19 protein-coding genes and 1 pseudogene are annotated in these 22082 nt (G+C 71.4%); 11 read left to right on the top strand and 9 right to left on the bottom strand.

What is annotated here, in order from left to right; all coding sequences use genetic code 11:
* Nucleotides 1-478: 478 nt before the first annotated feature.
* Complete coding sequence (locus IF20_RS06980) at nt 479-766, bottom strand: hypothetical protein (RefSeq protein ID WP_052864131.1); 288 nt, start codon at nt 764-766, stop codon at nt 479-481.
* A 135-nt stretch (nt 767-901) separates the two neighbouring features.
* On the bottom strand, nt 902-1555 hold the full coding sequence (locus IF20_RS06975) for an SUKH-4 family immunity protein (RefSeq protein ID WP_052864130.1): 654 nt from the start codon (nt 1553-1555) through the stop codon (nt 902-904).
* Between the two features lie 599 nt (nt 1556-2154).
* On the opposite strand from IF20_RS06975, the gene IF20_RS06970 reads away from it, so the two are divergent.
* Together IF20_RS06970 and IF20_RS06965 are read left to right on the top strand one after the other, a co-directional pair.
* On the top strand, nt 2155-3672 hold the full coding sequence (locus tag IF20_RS06970) for an MFS transporter (RefSeq protein ID WP_234426545.1): 1518 nt from the start codon (nt 2155-2157) through the stop codon (nt 3670-3672).
* Nucleotides 3669-4229 carry a TetR/AcrR family transcriptional regulator gene (locus IF20_RS06965; RefSeq protein WP_052864129.1) on the top strand — a complete coding sequence of 187 codons (561 nt, stop codon included), beginning with the start codon at nt 3669-3671 and terminating at the stop codon, nt 4227-4229. The genes IF20_RS06970 and IF20_RS06965 overlap by 4 nt, the downstream gene beginning before the upstream one ends.
* Nucleotides 4230-4302: 73 nt before the next feature.
* On the opposite strand, the gene IF20_RS06960 is transcribed toward IF20_RS06965, so the two are convergent.
* From IF20_RS06960 to IF20_RS06945, 4 genes are all read right to left on the bottom strand, one after another.
* Nucleotides 4303-5997: a flavin-containing monooxygenase gene (locus IF20_RS06960; protein WP_110943906.1), complete on the bottom strand. Its 1695-nt coding sequence runs from the start codon at nt 5995-5997 to the stop codon at nt 4303-4305.
* Nucleotides 5990-6982, bottom strand: a complete 993-nt coding sequence (locus tag IF20_RS06955; RefSeq protein ID WP_052864128.1) for an alpha/beta hydrolase — start codon at nt 6980-6982, stop codon at nt 5990-5992. The genes IF20_RS06960 and IF20_RS06955 overlap by 8 nt, the downstream gene beginning before the upstream one ends.
* Before the next feature lie 188 nt (nt 6983-7170).
* Nucleotides 7171-8373 carry an MFS transporter gene (locus IF20_RS06950; RefSeq protein ID WP_052864127.1) on the bottom strand — a complete coding sequence of 401 codons (1203 nt, stop codon included), beginning with the start codon at nt 8371-8373 and terminating at the stop codon, nt 7171-7173.
* A gap of 35 nt (nt 8374-8408) precedes the next feature.
* Nucleotides 8409-9605, bottom strand: a complete 1197-nt coding sequence (locus tag IF20_RS06945; protein ID WP_052864126.1) for a glycosyltransferase — start codon at nt 9603-9605, stop codon at nt 8409-8411.
* Nucleotides 9606-9847: 242 nt separating this feature from the next.
* On the opposite strand from IF20_RS06945, the gene IF20_RS06940 reads away from it, so the two are divergent.
* Nucleotides 9848-11104, top strand: a complete 1257-nt coding sequence (locus tag IF20_RS06940) for a DUF418 domain-containing protein (RefSeq protein WP_052864125.1) — start codon at nt 9848-9850, stop codon at nt 11102-11104.
* A gap of 160 nt (nt 11105-11264) precedes the next feature.
* On the opposite strand, the gene IF20_RS06935 is transcribed toward IF20_RS06940, so the two are convergent.
* Genes IF20_RS06935 through IF20_RS06925 form a run of 3 tightly spaced genes read right to left on the bottom strand, consistent with a single transcriptional unit; the run spans nt 11265 to nt 13306 of the window.
* A complete protein-coding gene (locus IF20_RS06935) occupies nt 11265-11654 on the bottom strand; it encodes a BlaI/MecI/CopY family transcriptional regulator (protein ID WP_052864124.1) in 390 nt (129 codons plus the stop codon).
* 9 nt (nt 11655-11663) lie between these two features.
* Nucleotides 11664-12869: a glycosyltransferase family 4 protein gene (locus IF20_RS06930; RefSeq protein ID WP_052864123.1), complete on the bottom strand. Its 1206-nt coding sequence runs from the start codon at nt 12867-12869 to the stop codon at nt 11664-11666.
* Complete coding sequence (locus IF20_RS06925; protein WP_110943977.1) at nt 12866-13306, bottom strand: hypothetical protein; 441 nt, start codon at nt 13304-13306, stop codon at nt 12866-12868. The genes IF20_RS06930 and IF20_RS06925 overlap by 4 nt, the downstream gene beginning before the upstream one ends.
* A gap of 487 nt (nt 13307-13793) precedes the next feature.
* Between IF20_RS06925 and IF20_RS06915 the strand changes: the two genes are divergently transcribed.
* The 8 genes and pseudogenes from IF20_RS06915 (at nt 13794) to IF20_RS06880 (ending at nt 22082) form a co-directional block, all read left to right on the top strand.
* Nucleotides 13794-14315: an Lrp/AsnC family transcriptional regulator gene (locus IF20_RS06915; RefSeq protein ID WP_052864120.1), complete on the top strand. Its 522-nt coding sequence runs from the start codon at nt 13794-13796 to the stop codon at nt 14313-14315.
* Nucleotides 14316-14661: 346 nt separating this feature from the next.
* Nucleotides 14662-15459, top strand: a complete 798-nt coding sequence (gene ddaH / locus IF20_RS06910; protein WP_052864437.1) for a dimethylargininase — start codon at nt 14662-14664, stop codon at nt 15457-15459.
* A complete protein-coding gene (gene rocD, locus IF20_RS06905) occupies nt 15456-16742 on the top strand; it encodes an ornithine--oxo-acid transaminase (RefSeq protein ID WP_234426544.1) in 1287 nt (428 codons plus the stop codon). The genes ddaH and rocD overlap by 4 nt, the downstream gene beginning before the upstream one ends.
* Before the next feature lie 200 nt (nt 16743-16942).
* Nucleotides 16943-18121: a bifunctional glutamate N-acetyltransferase/amino-acid acetyltransferase ArgJ gene (gene argJ / locus IF20_RS06900; protein ID WP_407702468.1), complete on the top strand. Its 1179-nt coding sequence runs from the start codon at nt 16943-16945 to the stop codon at nt 18119-18121.
* A gap of 322 nt (nt 18122-18443) precedes the next feature.
* Complete coding sequence (locus IF20_RS06895; RefSeq protein WP_052864118.1) at nt 18444-19541, top strand: WD40/YVTN/BNR-like repeat-containing protein; 1098 nt, start codon at nt 18444-18446, stop codon at nt 19539-19541.
* Nucleotides 19542-19736: 195 nt separating this feature from the next.
* Nucleotides 19737-20414 (top strand): uracil-DNA glycosylase, encoded by a 678-nt coding sequence (locus IF20_RS06890; protein WP_052864117.1) that lies wholly within the window; start codon nt 19737-19739, stop codon nt 20412-20414.
* A 357-nt stretch (nt 20415-20771) separates the two neighbouring features.
* Nucleotides 20772-20849 (top strand): annotated as a pseudogene (locus IF20_RS39845) (DUF2510 domain-containing protein); the annotation flags it as partial.
* Between the two features lie 357 nt (nt 20850-21206).
* Nucleotides 21207-22082: an LURP-one-related/scramblase family protein gene (locus tag IF20_RS06880; RefSeq protein WP_110943975.1), complete on the top strand. Its 876-nt coding sequence runs from the start codon at nt 21207-21209 to the stop codon at nt 22080-22082.

Below are 22082 nucleotides of genomic sequence, written 5' to 3'. Positions count from 1 at the left end.
CGAAGCCGGTGATCATCAACTGACTTCAGAACCCGTCGGGAAACGCTGTTCCTGGAGATCAACGAAGCCAGCCAACGACCAGACTTGGGTCAATGAGCACATCGGTGAAGATCCTTCTGGCCTGTCGTGCCTTCGCTCCCGGACCCGGCGTTGCTTCTTCCTCATCAACGCGGACAGTCAGGAGTGGGTGAGGGACCAGCCGTCGGCCGCGAAGCCCCCACAGAACGACGGCGTCTCCACCAATGCCTTCTGCTCCGTGAACGAGGGCGGGCTCGGCTCCGGACACAGCGACCCGGAGCCTTGGTACGACACGCATCGCGGTACGGCAACCATCGAACTAGCGAGACCGCTCGACGAGTCACTCGACGAGTCACTCGACGAAGAGATGCTCAACTACGACGCTCTTCGTACCGCCGAGTCCCACCGAGGAGCATTCCTCACTGTCATCCCGCGTGGCCCAGGACACGCACGGGGTCGGTCACGGCCAGCGCACTCCGCCGAGCAAACAAGCGGACCCTTGGTCCATATGTTGAGAGAAGCCCGAGATGGAGGTCGGGCGATCGAACGCCCTCCAGTCACACTGAACCGTTGCGTCGCTGTGCATCGCGCGGGCCATGACGTCGTGGTCGCATGCCTTGGCGCCCCGCCGGGAGAGCTGCCCGAGGGCGGTCGTCACGTCCGCTTCGCTTGGGCCGGACCCGGAGACGTTCCGGGCGATGGCGCAGCGGATGTCCGAATGGTCGACGTTGCTGGCCAGCGGGTTCATGCGGGATTCCATCAGCGGCGGTCGGCACGGGCGGACGAGATCGCGGACGAGTGGCTGTGAACAGCCGCGACGTGCGAGTGCACACGACCGATGACCCGGGCCTGATCGTCGCGAAGTTGTGGGACCAGCCGATGGTCACCCGTAGAGCGAGCGGGCTCCCGGGCTGTCGTCCTCGAAGCGTTGGCCCGCGGCGATCTCCTCGCCGACCACCGACCAGACGGTGTCGTCGTCCTGGAAGGGAAGCGGGTCGATGCTGCTCGTCTCCTGCCGAATGCGCTCGACCTCGCGCTCCAGGCGTTCGAAGTCGGCATCCTCGTTGCCGTCGTCGCCGATAGCGCCGTCGCCACCGTTATCGCCGTCGTCGCCGCTGAAGGTGAACTCGTCGAGCAGGCGCTGGAACCGGAGGGTGACCTGGACGAGCGAGGAGACGTCCGCGTGGAGCTCCTGCACGGTCTCCTCGTCGGCGTCAAAGGCGTGCACCTTGCCGGAACCGGGGTCGAGGGCGAGGTGGGCGTTGAGCAGCCAACCGATGACGGGCCAAGCGCCCGCTTCCTGTGAGGCGTCGTCGAAGTCCGCGACGTCGACGACATCCCGGACGAGGGGCAACCGACCGGAGTCCTCGTCGGGCTCACGCAGCAGGAGCGTTCCGGTGGGGACGCCCACGGTCTGCAGGAGGCGGGCGCCCTTGGTGTCCGCGGTGGAGAGCGGGAAGGCGGTGGCGGGCAGGGTCGCGAGCCGGTCCTCGCCGAAGATGTCGGCGAGTTCGCTGCGGGTGACGTCGAAAAGCACTGCCGGGACTCCGAACTCGGCGGCGGCACGGGCGCCGTGGGACTCGTGGTGGACGGAAACAGTCACCGCAACAGCGTTGCGGATCGAGGCGCTGCGCTTCCGATGACTCCGATGACTCCGATGACTCCGATGACTCCGATGACTCGAAGTCGCTGCCTCGCGCACATATTGCCACTTTTCCGTACGGGGCAACGGGCATCGGGCAACGGGCAACGGGTAACGGGCATCGCGTGGATCGAATGGATGGAGTTCCGCATCTCCGACCCGTGGACAATGTGGGCCATCCTCACCGCCGGCCGCGCGCCTCCCCTTGCGCTGTAACAGCGCCGCCGCCTCCCCGCCGGGTCCACCGTCTACCCGGTCACCTTCGGCCTGACCCAGGACATAGCCCAAGACATAGCCCAGGTCATGACCCAGGACACGGCCCACGGCACCGGCACGGGGTCGGTCGCCCGGGGCCGCGGTCGCAGTTGTTCGGTCAGCGGCTCGGTTGGGCTCAGGCTTGTCATCGTATGATGACATCGCTTGATGACATGACATGACATGACGTGCCGTGGCATGCCATGACCGGACGGCCGGCTCGACAGGAGGAATCCGCTGTGCACGACGCAGGTACGACCCGCTCGCGGAGGGAGCGGGCGCTGGTGCCGGTGCTGCTCTCGGTGGGGATGCTGGTGGCGATCATCAGCAGTCTGGGGGCGCCGCTGATCCCGACGATCGCGCGGGTCGACCATGTGTCCCTGGACGTGGCTCAGTGGTCGCTGACGGTGACGATGCTGGTGGGCGCGGTGGTCACGCCGCTGATGGGGCGGCTCGGCGACGGGCCGCAGCGCCGCCGGGTCATCCTCGGCGGGCTGGCGCTGACCCTCGTGGGCAGTCTGCTGGCGGCCCTGCCGTCCGGCTTCACCGGCCTGGTCGTGGGGCGCGCGCTGCAGGGCATCGGTATCGCGCTCACCCCGCTGGCCATGGCCACCGCGCGGGACGCCCTGCCGCCCGAACGCGCCCGGCACGCGGTGGCAACCCTCTCCCTCACCTCCGCCGCCGGCGTGGGGCTGGGCTACCCGCTCACCGGCGTACTCGCCCAGTACCTGGGACTGCACGCCGGCTTCTGGTTCGCGGCGCTCGCCGCGGCACTCGCGCTGGCCGCCCTCGCCTTCGTACTTCCCCCGTCGCCGCGGCGGCCCAAGAATCCGCTGGACGTCCTCGGCGCGGTGCTGCTGGCCGCGGGGCTGGCCGGGCTGCTCTACGCGACCACGGTGGGCGGTCGCTGGGGCTGGGCGTCGGGCCGGCTGCTCGGCCTGGTCGCGGCCTCGGTGCTGCTGCTGGCCTGGTGGGTGGTGCACGAGTTGCGTACCGCCCATCCCCTGGTCGACATGCGGTTGGTCCGGGACCGGTCGGTGCTCGCCTCCGACCTGACCGCGCTGCTCTCCGGTGTGGGCATGTACGTGATGCTGTCGATGGTGCCCCAGTACATCCAGACACCCGAGTCGGCCGGTTACGGTTTCGGCGCCTCGGTCGTGGTAGCCGGCCTGATCCTGACACCGTTCTCGGTGGCCAGCATGGTGTCGGGCCGCCTCGTCAGGCTGGTGTCCCGCACCGTCCCGCCCGGCCGGCTGCTGCCCCTGGGCTGCCTGATCTGCCTGTGCGGCACCGCGCTGTTCACCGGTGTCCGCGGCGGTCTCTGGGAGGCGTTCGTCGCCATGGGGCTCATCGGCCTGGGCGCCGGTGTCACGATGTCCGTGATGCCGGCGCTGATCGTGGGTGCGGTACCGGCGCACGAGACGAGCAGCGCCATGAGCTTCAACCAGGTCGTGAAGTACATCGGGTACTCCGCGGGCAGCGCGTTCAGCGCGGCCGTCCTCGCGGCACATCCCGGAGCCCAGGGGCTGCCCGCCGAACACGGCTACCAGGTCGCCGGGCTCGCCGGCTGCGCGGTCTGGGTGATCACCGCCCTCACCGGGTACCTGCTGGTCCGCACCCGGCGCCCCGCCACGCCGTCCCGCAGGGCGTCCGAGTCCGGTGAGACGGTGGCGGGCGGCGGGTCACGTAGGGTGATCGCCACGGGGCCCGGCCCCGAAGGAACGGCGGGCGCGGAGGACACGGAGGCACAGCGGTGAGCGGGACGCAGGAGGCACGCCGCAGGGACTCCGCGCGCAGTCGCGAGTCGCTGCTGCGGGCGGCGGGCGAGCTGTTCGCCGAGCGCGGCTTCGACCGCACCACCACCCGGGACATCGGCCGCCGCGCGGGCGTGGACCCGGCCCTCATCGCCCGCTACTTCGGGGGCAAGACGCAGCTGTACCTGGCCACTGTCGAGGCCGAACACGGCGATTCGGACCCGGGTGACCTGCTCGACCCGGAACGGCTGCTGTACATCCTGAAGCGGGCCGACCACCGCGGGCTCGTCCCCGTCCTCCAGGTCGCCGTCCAGCACCTGGCCGAGCCGGCGGCGGAGGGGGCCGCCCGCGCCGCGCTCCACGAGCGGCTGGTGAAGCCCCTGCACCGACGGTTCGTCGCGGAGGGGCGGGACCGGCCCCGGCTGCGCGCCGAGATGACGGTCGCGGCGATCATCGGGATCGCGCTGGGCCGGCGGTCCGGTGCCTTCGACGAGCTCGGCGAGGTGGCACCGGACGACCTGTGCGGCCTGCTGCTCGACACGCTCACGGCGGGGCACTGACACGGCCGGAGCAGCCCGCTGTGCAGCAGCCGCAGGAGCTGCCGGGTCTGCAGCAGCTGCAGGAGCTGCCGGATCAGGCCAGCTCGAAGCCGTGGTAGTGGGCCGTCGCCACCCCGTCCCCGATCTGCCGGTACGTGCCGACGCCGCCGATGAACGGCATGAACACGCGTTGTTTACCGGGGATGTTGGCGCCCATGTACCACGATGCGGCCTGCGGCATCAGGGTGCGGGCCGCGAGATCGTTGGTGGTGTTCACCCAGTTGTCCTCGGCCTCGGGCGCCGCCTCCATGCGGTGCAGCCCGTGCGCGCGGAGGTGTTCCAGCGCGCGGGTGATCCAGTCGACGTGGTACTCGATGGAGGTCATCATGTTGGACAGCACCGACGGGCTCTGCGGGCCGGTGATGGTGAAGAGGTTCGGGAAGCCGGCCGACATCAGGCCCAGGTAGGTACGCGGACCGTGGGCCCACTTCTCGCGCAGGGTCGGGCCGGTGCCGCGGATGTCCATGGCGGTCAGGGCACCCGTCATCGCGTCGAATCCGGTGGCGAGGACGATCACGTCGCACGCGTGCTCGCGCTCGTCATCCGCCTCGCCCGCCTCGCCCATGACGCCCGTGACGCCCGTGACGATGCCGTGCTCGGTGATCCGGCGGATCGGCTGCTCGTTGAGGTCGACCAGTGACACGTTGGGCTGGTTGTAGACCTCGAAGTAGCCGGTGTCGACGCACATCCGCTTGCTGGCTATCGGGTACGTACGCGGCGTCAGCTTCTCCGCGAGCTGCGGGTCCTCGACCTTCGCACGGATCCGATCGCGCACGTACTCGGCGGCGATCTCGTTCGCCCGCGCGTCCCGGAGGATGTCCTTGAACGCGCTGGAGAAGCACAGGCCGCCGTCGGCCCACCGGGTGTCGAACTCGCGCCGGGCCTCTTCCGCCGGGGTGTCCGCCAGCAGGAGCGTGCCTTCCGGGCAGCCGAACCCGGTGCGCGACATCCGGCTGTGCTCCCGGATCTCGGAGTAACGCTTCCTGGCGTCGGCGAGCCGCTGCGTGTTGGGGCCGTTGTGGGCCGGTACGGCGTAGCTCGGCGTGCGCTGGAAGACGGTGAGTTCCCCGACGACCGGTGCGATCGCGGTGATCGTCTGCAGTCCGGACGAACCGGTGCCGATGACGGCGACCCGTTTCCCCGCCAGGTCGACGCCTTCGTGCGGCCAGCGCGACGTCCGGTACACCTCGCCCGCGAAGTCCGTCAGCCCGTCGAACTGCGGCCGGGAGGGCACCGAGAGGCAGTCGGTCGCCGCGATCACGTACCGCGCGGTCCGGGACGCGCCGTCGTCCGTCGTCACCGTCCAGCGGCCCGCCTCGTCGTCCCAGTCCAGCCGCTCGACACGGGTGCCGAAGGTGATGTCCTCACGGAGGCCGTACCGGTCCGCCACGTGCTGCGCGTAGGCCAGCAGCTCCGGCTGCGCGGCGTAGCGCTCGCTCCAGTCCCACTCGTCCTGGAGCTCCGGGTCGAAGGAGTAGGAGTACTCGACCGATTCGATGTCGCAGCGCGCGCCCGGGTAGCGGTTCCAGTACCAGGTGCCGCCGACGTCGTCGCCGGCCTCGATGATCCGGGCGTCGTGACCGAGCTCGCGCAGCCGGTGCAGTTGGTAGAGGCCCGCAAAGCCGGCGCCGATGATGAGGACGTCGTGGTCGGGAGCGGTGCCCGGATGGGGAGCGGCGTCCTGATCGGGAGCGAAGCCCTGTGTGGTACCGGACAGGCGGTCAGGCATGGCTGCTCACGCTTCCCTTGTCGCACGAGGTGTACGAGGTGTACGAGGTGTCGCGCGCGGCGACGCAGCGGTTGATGTGGTCGGCGACGAGGTTCAGGCCTGCCTCCTGGCCGGGGAGGATGTTCGCCATCTGGAAGTACGCGTGCATCTGGCCCTCGGCCTCCGCAAGGGTGACCGGCACTCCCGCGTCCTCCAACGCCTTGGCGTACGCGACGCCTTCGTCGTGCAGGGGGTCGTACTGGGCCACGTACACCAGCGCCGGTGGCAGACCCGTGTGGCTCGCGGCGCGGAGTGGGGAGGCGTCGGGGTGGGTGCGGGCCGCCTCGTCCGCGAGGTAGTGCCCCCAGAACCACAGCATGGTGTCCCGGCCGAGCAGCAGCTGGTTCTCGGGCGCGAGGTAGGACGCCGTGTTCGTGTCGCAGTCGGTCACGGGGTAGATCAGGATCTGGTGGTCGATCCCCGGCCCCGCCTTGTCGCGCGCCCACAGTGTCATCACCGCGGCGATGTTCCCGCCGGCGCTGTCCCCGGCGACGATCAGCGGGGCGCCTTCGGGCGCCAGCTCGGCGGCGTGCTCGGCCACCCATTCCAGGGCCGTGTAGCTGTCCTGGATCGCGGTCGGGAAGGGGTGTTCGGGGGCCTTGCGGTAGTTGACGAGCACCACGGTCGACTGCGTGGCGTTGGCCAGCCGGCGGCCCACGTGGTCGTACTGCAGGTCGATGTCGCCGAGGACCCAGCCGCCGCCGTGGTAGTAGACGATGATCGCCCGCGATGTGCCCTCGGGCGCGAGCACGCGGACCCGGAACCGGCCTCCCTCGCCGTCCAGCCGGAGGTTCCGGACGGCGCCGACCGCCGGTCCCGGCCCGCTCAGCCCGGCCAGGATCGGCCCGCTCAGCCGGGCGATGGCCGGTGTCGACTCGTGGATCGCCGGGCCGTCGGTCTCGGCCAACTGAGCCAGGAATGCGTGGGATACGGGTTCCAGCGGCATGACACCTGCTCCTTCATCGGTGCGTCTGCGCGTCGTCCGCGCATCGTCCGCGCGTCGTCTGCGCGTCGTCCGCGCGTCGTCCGCGCATCGTCCGCGCGGTCACGGGCTCCGGCGCACCACCGTAAGGTCGTTTCCCGCCGAACGGCAGAGCACGTCCCGCCCTGGCTCTACCCGACAGGCGGATTCCGTCATCCGCCGCGCTGCTCGGGCAGCGGTTTCCGCAGCAGGTGAACGCCGGTACAGGAGGCCAGTACGGCCACGCAGGCCGTGAAGGTCAGGCCCGCGCCGCGGAGGCCGAGGGCGACGGTGAGGGCACCGACGCCGACGACCGGGAGGGAGATCCCGGTGTAGGCGACGACGAAGAAGGTGGAGATGGTGCCGCCGCGGTGTTCGGCGGGCGCGGCGGCCGCGACGGACGTGAGTGCCGCGCGGAAGGCGAGCCCCTGACCGAGGCCGCCGCACACGGCGCCGGCGACGAGCAGCGGCAGCAACTCGGCGACGAGCGAGCCGGCCACCATCGCGAGGCCGGCCACGAGGACGAAGCAGCCGTACGGGAGAGCCCGGCGTGCTCCCAGTTTCTCGGTCAGCGACTGGCCCGCCGTCGAGCCCAGAAACACCGAGAAGACCACCGCGCCCGACACCGCCAGATTGGTCACGCCCAGCGGCCCGGACACGAAGGCCGGGGTCACCGCCGTGGACAGCCCCAGCAGCGAGAAGCCGGCGAAGGCGGCAAAAGCCGAGGGCCCGAAGACGCTGCGGGCCTCGGACGGTACGACCACGCCCTGCGGGGTGAGGCGCGGCCACCGCTCGGGGTGGTCGACGGTCTCGGGCAGCAGCGCTACCAGGACGCACGCCACGACGAGCAGCGCCAGGTGGGCGAGGAAGGGCAGGCTGAGCGGCCACGGCGCGTACTGGGCGAGGATTCCGGCGAGCAGCGGGCCGCAGCCGAGGCCGCCCATGTTCGCGGCCGCGGCGGCGAACCCGGCGCGCGACTTCTTCTCCTCCGGGGCCAGTTCGAGCACCGCGGCGGTGGCCGCGCCGCTGAACAGGCCGGCGGAGAAGCCGGAGAGCAGCCGGCCGGCGAAGAGCAGCGGCAGGCCGCCCTCGCTCAGGAAGCACACGGCGCTGAGCGCGGAGAAGGCCAGCGCCGCGAAGAGGACGGGGCGGCGGCCGACCCGGTCGGAGTAGTTGCCCGCGAGCAGCAGGACGGCGATGACGCCGACCGCGTAGACGGCGAACACCACCGTCACCATCAGCTCCGAGAAGCCGAGCTCCTGGCGGTACAGCCCGTAGAGCGGGGTGGGCAGCGTGGTGCCCGCCATGCCCACGGCGAACACGGCCGCCGCTGCCGGATAGCCGGGGCGCCGGCCCGCATCATCACGAACGATCATGCCCCCACGGTACGAGCCGGTCGCGCTCCGGTGCGTCAGCTCACGCCCGCCGTGGCGGCCACCGCGTCCTCGACGAGCCGGTCCAGGCCGGGCAGGGCGTGGGAGCGGCGCTGCAGGGAACGGGCGCGGGCGCGGCAGACACGGTCCTCCAGCACGGACCGTACGGCCGTGGCCAGCGATTCGCGCGTGAGGTCTTGGACGTCGATGCGGCGGCCGACGCCGATCTCCTGCAGCCGGGCGGCGTTGTGGGACTGCTCGGCGAAGAGCGGTACGGCGACCATGGGCACGCCGGCGGCCAGCGCCTCGCGGGTCCCGTTGAACCCGGCGTGCGTGATGAACGCGTCGCTCGACCGCAGCAGCAGTTCCTGCTGGACGAACGAGGCCAGGTGCACGTTGTCGGCGCGGGCCCCGGTCCACTCCCCCGGTTCGTTGCCGGCACCGAGCGCGACGACGCCGGTGACCGGAAGTTCGCCGAGCGTCTCGATGATGATGTCGAGGAGGCGCGCGGCCCCGTCGCCGGGGAAGTGCGCTGCGTTGGAGCCCAGGGTGGCGAGGACGAGCGGGCGGTCGGCGGGCAGCCCGGCGATCTCCGGGTCGAGGGTCTCCTCGGTGGGCGCGGGCACGCGGTAGTAGTGGGCGCTGGGCAGCCGGTGCGCCTCGGGGTAGAAGTCCTCCGGTACGACGCCGGCCCGGAAGGTGCGGAAGACGTGCCAGGGCTCGCCGACCGGTTCCAGGCCCAGTTCGACGCGCTGCTTGTCGAGCTCCTCGGTGACGGCCGGGTGGGCGTACGGCGCCATCGGGCCGATGTCCAGCACGCCGTGCGGGATGCCGAGCCGTTCGGCGGCCAGGTAGCCGCCGAACTCGGTGGACTCGTGCAGGATCAGGTCCGGGCGCCAGTCGCGGCACACCTCGATCAGGTCACGGGCGGCGGGGCCGGCCAACCGGCCCACGAAGGCTCGCGCGAAGAACTCCGGCTCCAGCTCGATGGTGACCGAGCCGAACCGGCGCATGTCGGCCGGCGGTCGCAGGTCGCCCCGTTGCATCACCTCCGCGAGCCCCACCACGTTCGGCAGCCGCACCGCGGTCAGCCCACGCCGCTCGATGTGGTCCGCGACGGCCGCGCCGGTCGCGACGGCCACCTCGTGACCCGCCCGCCGGGCGTGCTCGGCCGCCGGCAGGACCAGCGGCGCGAGGTGCGAATAGCTGGCCTGGGCGGAGAAAAGGATGCGCATGACGCTTCGCTCCCTCGGACGCCGCGCAGCCGTCATCCGAGACGTACGCGGCTGGGACTCGGGAAAAATCAACAACTGTTGAGCAGCCTAACCGTCCGGATTCCGGAGCCTTTGACCGGGGCGCGCACGGTACCGCGCAGTGACGGATGCGTCACTGAAACACTCGAACCGTGTCCCGCTTCGCCCGGTGCGGGCATCTTGGGCTCATGCCGCAGAACTCGCCCAAGACGCGTAACTTATCCATGCCGCCGCGCACGGCGTCCGGTGCGCGGACCACGGCGCCGACGGACGCACGCTCCAGGGCGGCCACGCCTGATCGGCCGTCACCTCCTGCTGCCGGGCCCGGCACCGCCCGGCTGGCCGGCATCGACCTCGCCCGCGGCCTCGCGGTACTGGGCATGTTCGCGGCCCACTTGGGCCCCGACCCGTCGGACGGCGGCCCGACGGGTTTTCTCATGGAGCTCGCGCGGGGCCGCTCCTCCGCCCTCTTCGCCCTGCTCGCCGGCTTCTCCCTCGTCCTCATCACCGGCCGCCCCGAACCCCGCACCGGGCGCGCGGGCCGGCAGGCCATGACGCGAGTGGTGATCCGCGCCGTCATCCTGCTGGCGCTGGGGACGGCGCTCACCGCGCTGGACACCTCCATCGACGTGATCCTCGCCTACTACGCGCTGGCGTTCGTCCTGATCCTCCCCCTGTACCGGCTCGGTGCGGGCGCACTGACGGCGATCGCCGCCGCCATCGCGCTGGTACTGCCCCAGGACCTGTTCCTGATCAAGGTCTGGTTCGCCGGGAGCAGCTGGGACGACTTCGTCAACGCGCACGATCCACTGCGCGCGGTCAACGGCTACGACGGCATCCTGGACCTGTTGTTCACCGGCGCCTACCCGCTGCTGGCCTGGCTGCCGTTCCTGATCGCGGGCATGGCGGTGGCCCGGCTCGACCTCGACCGGACGGTGGTGCGGTTCCGGCTCGCGTACACGGGGGCCGCGCTGGCGGTGCTCGGTTACGGCGGCTCCTGGCTGGCCCTGCGCCTGGTCCCGCACGCCGCGGCGGCCGTCGCCGCGGGCTCGGACGGCGACTCCCCGTCCTCGGCCTGGTGGTCCGACACCGCCGGCGACCCCACGCACCTCTTCCGGGAGTGGCTGCTGGTGGCCGCGCCGCACAGCGAGACCACGCTGTCCATCCTGGGCAACACCGGCGTCGCCCTCCTCGTGGTGGCCATCTGCTTCCTCGCCCTGGACCGGCTGCCGGGCTGCCGGCGGGTGGCCGCGCCGGTCATCGCGGTCGGCGCGATGTCCCTGACGGCGTACGTGCTGCACATCGTGGCCATCCGGGTGCTGGGCACGGAGGACTGGTCCGACGCCAGCGAGCCGTTGACACTGCTCGGCTTCGCCGTGGGCGCGATGGCGTTCGCCCTCGTGTGGCAGCGGCTGTTCCGGCGCGGGCCACTGGAGTACCTGCTGCACCGCGCCACCCGATGGGCGCGCTTCGTGCGGTGAGTTGTTTGTTCAGCGCGCTTCGTACGGTGAGACCGATCGGCGCGCCTCGTACGGTGCGTTTGATCGGCGCGCCTCGTGCGGTGAGCGCGATCGGCGCGCCTCGTGCGAGGGGTTCGGTCGCCGGGCGGCCGGTCGCTCAGTGGCCGTCTCAGCGACCGTCTCAGTGGCCGCCGCCGTCGGCGGCCAGGAACCGCCGCAGCGCGGCCTCCTCCTCGACGCTGAGGCCGGTGACGAACTGTTCCAGCGCGGCGATCGGGTCGGGTCCCTTGTCCAGCGCCTGGTGCATCATCTCGGCGGTCAGCTCGGCGGCGTTCTTGGCCGGCCGGTAGGCGCCGCGCCGGCCGCCGGCGTCCCGTACGACCAGGGCCTTGTCGTGCAGCCGCTTCAGGATGGTGTGGATGGTGTTGTACGCGAGGTCGCCGCCGATCCCGGCCTGCACCTCCGCCGGCGTCAGCGGCTCCTCGGTCGCCCACAGGGCGGCCAGGACTTCGCTCTCCAGCGTCCCGGCGCTGCGGCGCTCCGCTCTGCCACGCGGGTTTCTGCCTGTCATGCGTGCACCCTACAGCCCGTAGGGCGCACCGGCGCCGCCCGACCGGCCCGCCTTCCCCTTGGCCGCGAGCAGTTCGGCCAACAGTTCCTCCCATCGGCCGCGGATGCGGTCGGGGGCGTAGCGGCGGGCCGCCTCCGCCGCCTGCCCGCCGAGCTTCCTGCGCAGGTCGCGGTCCTCGACGAGGCGGGTGAGCGCGGCGGTCATGCCCGCGGTGTCGCCGAGCGGTACGAGCAGGCCGTCCTGGCCGTCGGTGATGATCTCGCGGGGGCCGTGCGGGCAGTCGAAGCTCACCGGCGGGATGCCGTGGCTCATCGCCTCGGCCAGCACCATGCCGAACCCCTCGCGCCGTGAGGCGAGGGCGAAAACGGACGCCTTGGCCAGCTCCCGGTCGAACTCCTGCGTGGCGCCCATCAGGTAGACGTGGTTGTAGAGGTGCCGTTCGTGGATGAGTTCGCGCAGGCGGTCGTGTTCCGGCCCCGCTCCGAAGATGCGCAGCTGCCATTCGGGGTGCGCCTGCGCGACCGGTTCGAAGGCCTTGATGAGCTTCGCGAAGCCCTTGCCCTTGACCAGTCGGCCGGCGGCGACGACGAGCGGCCGGTCGAGGGCGGAGAGCGGTGGGGTGCCCTGCTCCGAGAGCGGGTTGGGGATGCAGACGACGCGGACGCCGCCGGCTCCGAGCTGCTGCCGGTAGGCGTCCTCGTCGGCCGCGGTCAGCACGGTCACCGCGTCCAGCCGCGGGTACCACCGGTCGATCTCGCGGGCGAGCTCCGGCTTGTGGTGGGAGTAGTGCAGGTGTTCCTGGCCGACCCGGACGACCGAGGAGGGCGTGAAGCGGGCGGAGAGGAGGTTCAGCGCGGGCCGGGTGGTGATCAGTACGCCGTCGCGCAGGGAGCGCAGGTACCGCTCGACGCGCCGGTCGGTGAGCCGGCTGAACCGGTCGTAGCGGACCTCGGCCTCCGGGACGAGCCGGCTGGGGCGCCGCTGCCGGCGGTACGCGAGCGGACGCTTCCAGCGGGACGGCGGGGCGGTGCCGTCGACCAGCGGAATCAGTCGCACGCCGGGGTGCAGCGGGAAGCGGGGCTCGGCGCGGTGCCGGTGGACGCTCACGACCTCGACGTCATGGCCGGCGGCGGCGAGCGCGTTGGCCTGGTTGACGACGGTGCGGACGGTGCCGCCGACCGCGTAGGCGTTGAGCAGCAGGAAGCGGATCGTCATCGGGCGACCTCCCCGTCGCAGACGATCGAGAGGTTGTCCTGAACGGTGTAGTACGGCTCGAACCGCCGGCCGCCGGAGGTCTGGGCGGGATAGGTGAAGATCTTCTTCTTGCCGTGGACGTCGTCGAGGTGGCGCCCCAGCCGGAGGGCGTCCTCCTGTCCGTCGAGGGCGAGGTAGAGGTCCCAGACCCGCTCGCCCTCCGGTGTGGCGGCGGCGAGTTCGTCCAGCGGGAGGGCCGCATCGAAGCGCGTGTCCCGGCCTTCGGCAGGCAGCCGCAGTTCGGTGTCGGGTGCGCCGCGCACCCGGGCGATCAGCGTGCCGGCTCCGGCGGGCGCCGCACCCACGACGCGGCCGGTGACCCGGATGCGGCCGTCACGAGGCCAGACCTCGGCCACCTCGGCGTGTGCGGGTCCGGTGCGGTCCGGCGGGTCGTGCATGACGCGCTCCTCCTGCAGCTGATCCGACATCCTGTAGGGTCACGGCCGGCAACCCTACAGGATGTAGGGCCAAGGGCAGGGTGCACGCCACGCGGACCATCCGGCTCGGCGAGGCCGGTCCGGTCCTGGCCTGGTCTGGTCTGGCCTGGAAAGGACCGGCCAGGCCAGGAGCCTGGCTTTGGCCCTGGTCCTGATCCTGGCTTCGGCCCTGATCATGGACTTGGCCTTGATCCTGATCCTGGTTTCGACCCTGACCCTGATCCTGGTCCTGGCGTTGCACCCCGTACGCGCATCCCGTACGCGCACCCCGTACGACCAGGCCACCGGGTACCCCGAACGGCTCGTCCGACGCCTGCGGGCTTCCGCCATCCGGGGCCGGCGCGGCGCCCGGCGACCATGCGCCCGGCGACCATCCGCCCGGCGCGCTCCATAGGATCCGTACGAGGATCCGTACGGCCAGATCCCTGCGACGGAGGAACCACCCGCCATGGCCCATGCACCCGGCCCGCTCGACGAGTTGGACCGCAAGATCATCGCGGCCCTGACCGCGAACGCCAGGACCAGCTTCGCCGAGATCGGCACGGCCATCGGCCTGTCGGCCACCGCGGTCAAACGCCGAGTGGACCGGATGCGCGAAACCGGCGTGATCACCGGGTTCACCGCGACGGTCCGGCCCGCCGCGCTCGGCTGGCGCACCGAGGCCTACATCGAGGTGTACTGCGACGGCGCGGCGCCGCCCCGCCGCATCGCCGAGGTCGTCCGCAGGTACCCGGAGATCACCGCCGCCATGACGGTCTCCGGTGGTGCCGACGCACTGCTGCACGTCCGGGCGACGGACGTGGAGCACTTCGAAGAGGTGCTGGAGCGCATCCGGACCGAGTCCTTCATCCGTAAGACGATCAGTTACATGGTTCTCTCGCACCTGATCCCGGACAGCCCGGAGGCCGGCGCCGGCTCCTCCGCCGTCCAGGGCTACGGCCCCGACGCACCCGGCTCCCCCACCCGTTAGGACGACCCCACGGGAACCATCGGACACACCGGTTCCACCGGCGCACCAACCCTGCGCAGAAGGCCCCATCTACGCACGTTCACTGCGCCGGTACGCAGCGTTCCGGCCTTGTCCGGCGCATCGACGCCTTCCTACCGTTGAGGCATCCCTACGTCACCCACTGATGACCCCGCGTCACCGGTGGGACGCCCCTTGCCGTGTCGCCGGAATCGGAGGACCCGCCGTGCCCGACCCCGTGTCCGCACTCATGCGCGAGCCCGCGCCCGTCGAGCCCGCCCCCGCCGGGGCCCTACCGGTCGGGGTCGTCCCCGAAGAGGCCGTGCGCACGATCGTGCGCCCGCCGCGTGTGCCGCGCCCGCGGCGCTATCTGCTCTGCGAACCGCTCCACTTCGAGGTGCGGTACGCCATCAACGCCTGGATGCGCGACGCCGCACCGGTCGACACGGCACTGGCGCAGCGCCAGTGGGCGACGCTGGTCCAGGCGTACCGCGACCACGGCCACACGGTGGAGACCGTGGAGCCGGTGGCGGGGCTGCCGGACATGGTGTTCGCGGCGAACTCCGCACTCGTCGTGGGCGGCCGCGTCTTCGGCTCCCACTTCCACGCCCCGGAGCGCCGCCCGGAGTCGGCTGCGTACGAGGCGTGGTTCAGGGCGGCCGGCTTCGACGTGCGGGCGCCGAAGTCGGTGTGCGAGGGTGAGGGCGATCTCGTACCGGTCGGGGGCTGGATCCTGGCCGGCACGGGCTTCCGCACCACTCGGGAAACGCACCGGGAGGTGCAGGAGTTCCTCGGCCTGCCGACGATCAGCCTGCAACTGGTGGACCCGTACTTCTACCACCTCGACACCGCCCTCTTCCCGCTCGACGACACCAACGTCGCCTACTACCCGGGAGCCTTCTCGCGCGGCAGCCTGGAAGTGCTGCGACGGCTCTTCCCGGAGGCAGTGATCGCCACCCGGGAGGACGCGATGGCTTTCGGCCTCAACTCCGTCTCCGACGGCTGTCACGTTTTCGTCGCCCCGCAGGCCGAGGGGCTGATCGAACAGCTCGCCCGCCATGGTTACGTCCCCGTCCCCGTCGACCTGTCGGAGTTCCACAAGGCCGGCGGCGGCATCAAGTGCTGCACCCAGGAGGTCCGTCCATGACCGCGCCCGCTCGCCCCTCCGCCGCTTCCCGGAGCGGCTCGCCGCAGGACCCGGCCACCCGCTCGCCGCAGGACTCAGCCACCCGCTCGTCGGCGGAGCTGATCCGCGCGGAGGCCCCCGTCCTCGCGCACAACTATCACCCGCTGCCGGTGGTCGTGGCGCGTGCCGAGGGCGTCTGGGTCGAGGACGTCGAGGGCCGCCGGTACCTCGACATGCTCGCCGGGTACTCGGCCCTGAACTTCGGCCACCGCCACCCGGCGCTCATCGAAGCCGCGCACCGCCAGCTCGACCAGGTCACCCTCACCTCGCGCGCCTTCCACCACGACCGGCTGGCCGGCTTCGCCGAGGAGCTGGCGGCCCTGACGGGGCTGGACATGGTCCTGCCGATGAACACCGGCGCCGAGGCGGTCGAGAGCGGCATCAAGGTGGCCCGGAAGTGGGCGTACGACGTCAAGGGCGTCGCCCCGGACCAGGCCACCATCGTGGTCGCGGCGGACAACTTCCACGGCCGCACCACCACGCTTGTCAGCTTCTCCACCGATCCCACGGCACGCGCGGGGTACGGCCCGTACACGCCGGGCTTCCGCATCGTCCCGTACAACGACCTCGCAGCGCTCGAAGCGGCCGTGGACGAGACCACGGCCGCCGTGCTCATCGAGCCGATCCAGGGCGAGGCCGGCGTGGTCATTCCCGACGACGGCTACCTCACCGGCGTCCGCGAGCTGACCCGGCGGGCCGGCTGCCTGTTCATCGCCGACGAGATCCAGTCCGGGCTGGGTCGTACGGGCCGCACGCTGGCGGTGGAGCACGAGTCCGTCGTCCCCGACATGCTGCTGCTCGGCAAGGCGCTCGGCGGCGGCATCGTCCCGGTCTCCGCCGTCGTCGCCCGTCGCGAGGTGCTGGAAGTGCTGCACCCGGGCGAGCACGGCTCCACGTTCGGCGGGAACCCGCTGGCCGCCGCGGTCGGTTCGGCCGTCATCGGGCTGCTGGGCACCGGCGAGTTCCAGCGCCGCGCCGCAGAACTGGGCGAGGTGCTGCGCACCGGGCTCGACGGCCTGGTCGGCAAGGGCGTCACCGACTTCCGGGCCCGCGGCCTGTGGGCAGGCGTGGACGTCGACCCCGCACTGGGCACGGGCCGCGAGATCAGCGAACGTCTGCTGCGGGAGGGCGTCCTGGTCAAGGACACCCACGGCTCCACCATCCGGCTCGCCCCGCCGCTGACCATCACGGAGGACGAACTGTCGGCGGCGATCGACGCATTGGGGCGAGTGCTCAACGACTGAGCACGGTCAAGCACGGCCAAGCCCGATCAAGCACGATCAAGCACGGCCAAGCACAACTAAGCGTGGCTACCCCTCCACCACGCATAATCATGCCAACAGCCTAGTAGGCGACTGCCGTCCAACTGCGGAAAATAGCTGGCGTTGCCGAACATCGCCACGCAACAATATTCCGCATGACACATATTGATAACCTCTCATCCCTGGAGGCGAACGATCCGTGCTGGCCCGTGGGCTTCCGGGCGTACACCGGAAACGGAGGCCTGCGGGCGCACGGGGCGGGGGACGACCTTTCGATCGTGGCGTCGGACCGGCCGTCCGTCAGCGCTGCGATGTTCACCCGCAGCCGCTTCGCGGGCCCCGCGGTGGTACTCAGCCGGGCGCACGCCGCGGGCGGGCACCTGCGCGCCGTCACCACCCTGGCCCAGAACGCCAACGTGGCCACCGGCCGGCAGGGTGAGGAGAACGCGGCCGAGGTCGTCGGCCGAGTCGCCGCGCTCCTGGGCGTCCCGGCCGACGCCGTCCTCATCGGGTCCACCGGCGTGATCGGACGGCCGCTCCCGATGGCCGCCATCCGTACGCACCTGGAAGCCACGGCCGAGCGCGGCACAGCGGCCTTCGAGGCGCGCCCCGTCGATGTGGCACGCGCGATGATGACCACCGACACCCGCCCCAAGACCAGCGCCCGGACCGTCGGCGGAGCCCGCATCGTCGGCGTCGCCAAGGGCGTCGGCATGCTGGAGCCGAACATGGCGACGATGCTGGCGTACCTCTTCACCGACGCGGAGCTCTCCCACGCCGAGCTGGACGCCGCGCTTCGGGGCGCGGTGGAGAAGACCTTCAACTGCCTCAGCGTGGACACCGACACGTCCACCTCCGACACGGTGGCCGCGCTCGCCAACGGGGCGGCCGGGCCGGTGGACCTCGCGGCGTTCTCGGCGGCGCTCGACGAGGTGTGCCTGGACCTCACCCAGCAGCTGGCGAGCGACGGGGAGGGCGCGACCAAGCTGCTGCGCGTCACGGTGGCGCAGGCCGCCGACTACGCGCAGGCCAAGCGGGTCGCCAAGAGCGTGGTGAACTCTCCGCTGGTCAAGACCGCCGTGCACGGCGCCGACCCGAACTGGGGCCGGGTCGTGATGGCCATCGGCAAGAACACCGAGGACACCGACATCGAGCCGGCGAAGGTGACCGTCCGGTTCGGCGAGACCGAGGTGTACCCGGCGGAACCGGCGGCCGACACGCTGGAGAAGCTGGCGGAGACCATGCGGCAGGACGAGGTCGACATCGCGATCGACCTCGGCATCGGCGCCGCCACGGCCACGGTCTACGGCTGCGACCTCACCGAGGGCTACATCCGCGTCAACGCCGATTACACGACCTGACACGGGGCTCGCGGGCTCGCGTTCGCGTGCTCGCGTGCTCGCGTCCGTGCGTGCTCGCGTGCTCGCGTGCTCGCGTGCTCGCGTGCTCGCGTGCTCGCGGTGGGTGTCCGACCCGGCGCCCGGGTCGGGTCGGTCGGGTCGGTCGGGTCGGTCGGGTCGGTCGGGTCGGTCGGGTCGGTCCATGGTCATGGCCCGGTGCTGGCGCGCGCTGGCCGTCGCACGCCCCCTCCGACCTGGGCGGACACCACTCCGAGCGCCGTTGTCAGTGGTCGGGTGCAGACTGACTCGTACCTGGAACAACGGCGTTCGGAGGTGCAGTCACATGACCATGGGCACGCAGGATGTCCTTCTCGCGGTAGGGACTCGGAAGGGCCTGTTCATCGGCCGGCGAAGGCGGGGCAAGTGGGAGCTGGGCGAGCCCCATTTCCCGTCCCAGGCGGTCTACTCGATCGGGATCGACACCCGCCGTGCGACGCCGCGGCTGCTGGCCGGGGCGGACAGTGCGCACTGGGGCCCTTCGGTGTTCCACTCCGACGACCTCGGCGAGAGCTGGGTCGAGCCGAAACGCCCCGCGGTGAAGTACCCGGAGTACACCGGTAGTTCCCTGGAGCGGGTGTGGCAGCTCCAGCCCGCAGGTCCGGCCGCACCCGACGTGGTCTACGCCGGTACGGAGCCGGGCGCGCTGTTCCGGTCCGAGGACGGCGGCGAGTCGTTCGAGCTGGTACGGCCGCTGTGGGAGCACCCCTCGCACGACCGGTGGGTGCCCGGGGGCGGCGGCCTCGCCGTGCACACGGTGATCACCGACCCGCGCACGGCCGACGCGGTGACGGTGGCGGTGTCGACGGCCGGGGTGTTCCGCACCGTCGACGGCGGCGCGAGCTGGTCCGCGTCGAACCGCGGCGTGAAGGCGGTGTTCCTGCCCGACCCGGACCCGGAGTTCGGCCAGTGCGTCCACAAGATCGCACAGGACCCGGTCGACCGCGACCGCCTCTACCTGCAGAACCACTGGGGTGTGTACCGCAGCGACGATGCGGGCTCGACCTGGACGGACATCGGGTCCGGGCTGCCGTCGGACTTCGGTTTCGCGGTCGCCGCCCATCCGCACCGCGGTGACGTGGCGTACGTCTTCCCGATCACCGCGGACATGGACCGCGTGCCGGCCGACCACCGCTGCCGGGTGTTCCGCACGTCCGACGCGGGCGGCAGCTGGGAGGCGCTGAGCGAAGGGCTGCCACAGGAGGACCACTACGGCACGGTGCTGCGGGACGCGCTGTGCGTGGACGACGCGGACCCGGCGGGCGTGTACTTCGGCAATCGCAACGGCGAGGTGTTCGCCAGCGCGGACGACGGCGACAGCTGGCAGCAGCTCGCCGCCCACCTGCCGGATGTGCTCTGCGTACGAGCGGCGGCGGTGGCGTAGCCGGGGAGGGACCGGCGAGGGAGGAGTCGGCGCGATGGGGTGATGAAGTAGAAGTAGGAGAACTGGTGACGTCACAGGGCTGGTCGGTCGTGGTGTGACCGCGGATGGCGTGATTCGAGCGAGGCAGCTTCGGAAGTGACCGAGGAAGGGGGCACGGGTTGATAGGGACCACCGCACGGCCAGTAGGGTGACGCCGTGGCTGCACGACCTCTCCATGAAATCGTCGAACCGGGCTGGGCCAAGGCACTTGAGCCCGTCGCCGGACGGATCGCCGCGATGGGCGACTTCCTGCGGGCGGAAATCGCCGCGGGACGCACGTACCTCCCGGCCGGCAGCAACGTGCTGCGCGCCTTCCAACAGCCCTTCGACGACGTGCGAGTGCTCATCGTCGGGCAGGACCCCTACCCCACGCCTGGGCATGCCGTCGGACTGAGCTTCTCCGTGGCACCGGAGGTGCGACCGCTGCCGGGGAGCCTGGAGAACATCTTCCGCGAGATGCACTCCGACCTCGGTCTGCCGCGGCCCACCAACGGTGACCTGACGCCGTGGACGCAACAGGGCGTGCTCCTGCTGAACCGTGCCCTGACGACCGCGCCCCGCAAGCCCGCGGCCCACCGCGGAAAGGGCTGGGAAGAGGTCACGGAGCAGGCGATCCGCGCGCTGGCCGCACGCGGGCGACCGCTGGTGGCCGTCCTGTGGGGACGGGACGCACGCAACCTGCGACCGCTCCTCGGACAGGTGCCGTCGGTGGAGTCGGCGCATCCGTCACCCATGTCGGCGGACCGGGGGTTCTTCGGTTCGCGGCCGTTCAGCCGGGTCAACGAGTTGCTGGCCCGGCAGGGCGCGGCCCCGGTCGCCTGGCAGCTCCCGTGACCCGGGCTCCTGCCCCGCCCCGGGCACCTGCTGCCCTGGCCCGGGCAAGAGCCCTGAGACAAGCAGGAGTCCTGAGGCAAGCAGGAGTCCTGAGGCAAGTGGCAGCCCAGAGTCGAGCAGGACTCCTGAGTCGAGCCAGAGTCTTGACCCGGCCGGCTGCCCTGAGTCGGGCAGGAGTCCTGGCCCGGCCGGCTGCCCTGAGTTGAGCAGAAGTCCGGCCCGGCCGGCTGTCCTGCTCCGGAAGGAAGCCTGGCCGGGGGACTGCCCTCAGCTTGTAGTTGCCTTGATCCGAAGGCCGGCGACGCGCTGACCTGGTGGCCTGGCGGCGGCCCTGACCTGGAGGGATAGTGTGCCCGCATGACCACGAACACGAACGTCCCGGCGGGCTGGTACGCCGACCCGCAGGGCACGCCTGACCAACTGCGCTGGTGGGACGGCGCCCGGTGGACCGAACACACCCACCCGGGCAGCCAGGGCCAGGGCGGGACCGGTCAGGACAAGGCACAGCACCAGCAAGGACAACACCAGCAGGACCACGCCCCGGGCCAGGCCCCAGGACAGGCGCAGGCGCAGGCTCCGGGGCAGGTACCTGGCCAGGGAGGACAGCCGGGAGCCCAGCCTGGGTTCCAGCCGGGTGGCCAACCGGGGGCGCAGGGCGGTAGTCAGCCGGCGGCGCAGGGCGGCGGTCAGCCGGGGGCGCAGCCGGGATTCCAGCCCGGGGTGCAGCCGGGAGCCCAGGGTGGGCCTCATCAGCCCGGGCCTCAGCCGGGTGGCCACGGTGGCGGGCAGCCCATGCCGCAGCCGATGCCGCAGGGGCAGCCGTACGCGCAGGGGCAGCCCCAGCAGCCGTACGGTCAGCCTCAGCCGCAGCCCTTCCCCCAGCAACCTCAGCAGCACCAACCCGGGCCGGGGCAGCAGCCGGGAATGGGGCAGCAGCCGGGCGGACAGCCGATACCGCAGGCGTACGGCTACCCGCAGCAGGGGCCGGGTCCCGGCGCCGGCGACCCGGCGCAGGTGCAGCGCCAGGTGCACCAGCAGGCCGGCGTCGCACCGACCGGCCCGGGCGGCGGTTCGCTGTTCACCGAGCCGGTCCTGGTCGTGAACCAGAAGGCCAAGCTGATCGAGATGACGAACGAGTACAGCGTCTTCGATCAGAACGGCAACACCATCGGCTCGGTCGTGCAGGTCGGCCAGAGCACGGCCAAGAAGGTGCTGCGCCTGGTCTCCAGCCTCGACCAGTACATGACGCACAAGCTGGAGATCCGCGACGCGTACGGGCAGCCGCAGCTGGTGCTGACCCGACCGGCGAAGTTCATCAAGTCCAAGGTGCTGGTGGAGCGCCCGGACGGGCAGCCGGTCGGCGAGATCGTGCAGCAGAACGCCATCGGGAAGATCAACTTCGCCATGGTGGTCAACGGCCAGCAGATCGGCGCGATCAAGGCGGAGAACTGGCGGGCCTGGAACTTCGCCATCGTCGACCACGCCGAACAGGAGATCGCCCGGATCACCAAGACGTGGGAGGGCCTGGCGAAGACGATGTTCACCACGGCCGACAACTACGTTCTGCAGATCCACCAGCAGCTGCCCGACCCGCTGCTGAGCCTGGTGATCGCGACGGCTCTGACGGTCGACACGGCCCTCAAGCAGGACGCCCGCGGCTTTGGGTGA

Origin of the sequence: Streptomyces niger, assembly GCF_000718305.1 — a bacterium.
GTDB classification, from domain to species: Bacteria; Actinomycetota; Actinomycetes; order Streptomycetales; family Streptomycetaceae; genus Streptomyces; species Streptomyces niger.
This window is presented reverse-complemented; position numbering and strand designations above follow the sequence as displayed.

What these genes read in the sequence shown, in the direction of transcription:
- IF20_RS06955 (WP_052864128.1), bottom strand. Translation starts at nt 6,982, where the DNA reads ATGCCGCTGGAACCCGTATCCCACGCATTCCTGGCTCAGTTGGCCGAG.
- IF20_RS06915 (WP_052864120.1), top strand. Translation starts at nt 13,794, where the DNA reads ATGGCCCATGCACCCGGCCCGCTCGACGAGTTGGACCGCAAGATCATC.
- IF20_RS06935 (WP_052864124.1), bottom strand. Translation starts at nt 11,654, where the DNA reads ATGACAGGCAGAAACCCGCGTGGCAGAGCGGAGCGCCGCAGCGCCGGG.
- IF20_RS06880 (WP_110943975.1), top strand. Translation starts at nt 21,207, where the DNA reads ATGCCGCAGCCGATGCCGCAGGGGCAGCCGTACGCGCAGGGGCAGCCC.
- IF20_RS06945 (WP_052864126.1), bottom strand. Translation starts at nt 9,605, where the DNA reads ATGCGCATCCTTTTCTCCGCCCAGGCCAGCTATTCGCACCTCGCGCCG.
- IF20_RS06950 (WP_052864127.1), bottom strand. Translation starts at nt 8,373, where the DNA reads ATGATCGTTCGTGATGATGCGGGCCGGCGCCCCGGCTATCCGGCAGCG.
- rocD (WP_234426544.1), top strand. Translation starts at nt 15,456, where the DNA reads ATGACCGCGCCCGCTCGCCCCTCCGCCGCTTCCCGGAGCGGCTCGCCG.
- IF20_RS06980 (WP_052864131.1), bottom strand. Translation starts at nt 766, where the DNA reads ATGAACCCGCTGGCCAGCAACGTCGACCATTCGGACATCCGCTGCGCC.
- IF20_RS06940 (WP_052864125.1), top strand. Translation starts at nt 9,848, where the DNA reads ATGCCGCCGCGCACGGCGTCCGGTGCGCGGACCACGGCGCCGACGGAC.
- IF20_RS06895 (WP_052864118.1), top strand. Translation starts at nt 18,444, where the DNA reads ATGACCATGGGCACGCAGGATGTCCTTCTCGCGGTAGGGACTCGGAAG.
- IF20_RS06960 (WP_110943906.1), bottom strand. Translation starts at nt 5,997, where the DNA reads ATGCCTGACCGCCTGTCCGGTACCACACAGGGCTTCGCTCCCGATCAG.
- IF20_RS06930 (WP_052864123.1), bottom strand. Translation starts at nt 12,869, where the DNA reads ATGACGATCCGCTTCCTGCTGCTCAACGCCTACGCGGTCGGCGGCACC.
- IF20_RS06925 (WP_110943977.1), bottom strand. Translation starts at nt 13,306, where the DNA reads ATGCACGACCCGCCGGACCGCACCGGACCCGCACACGCCGAGGTGGCC.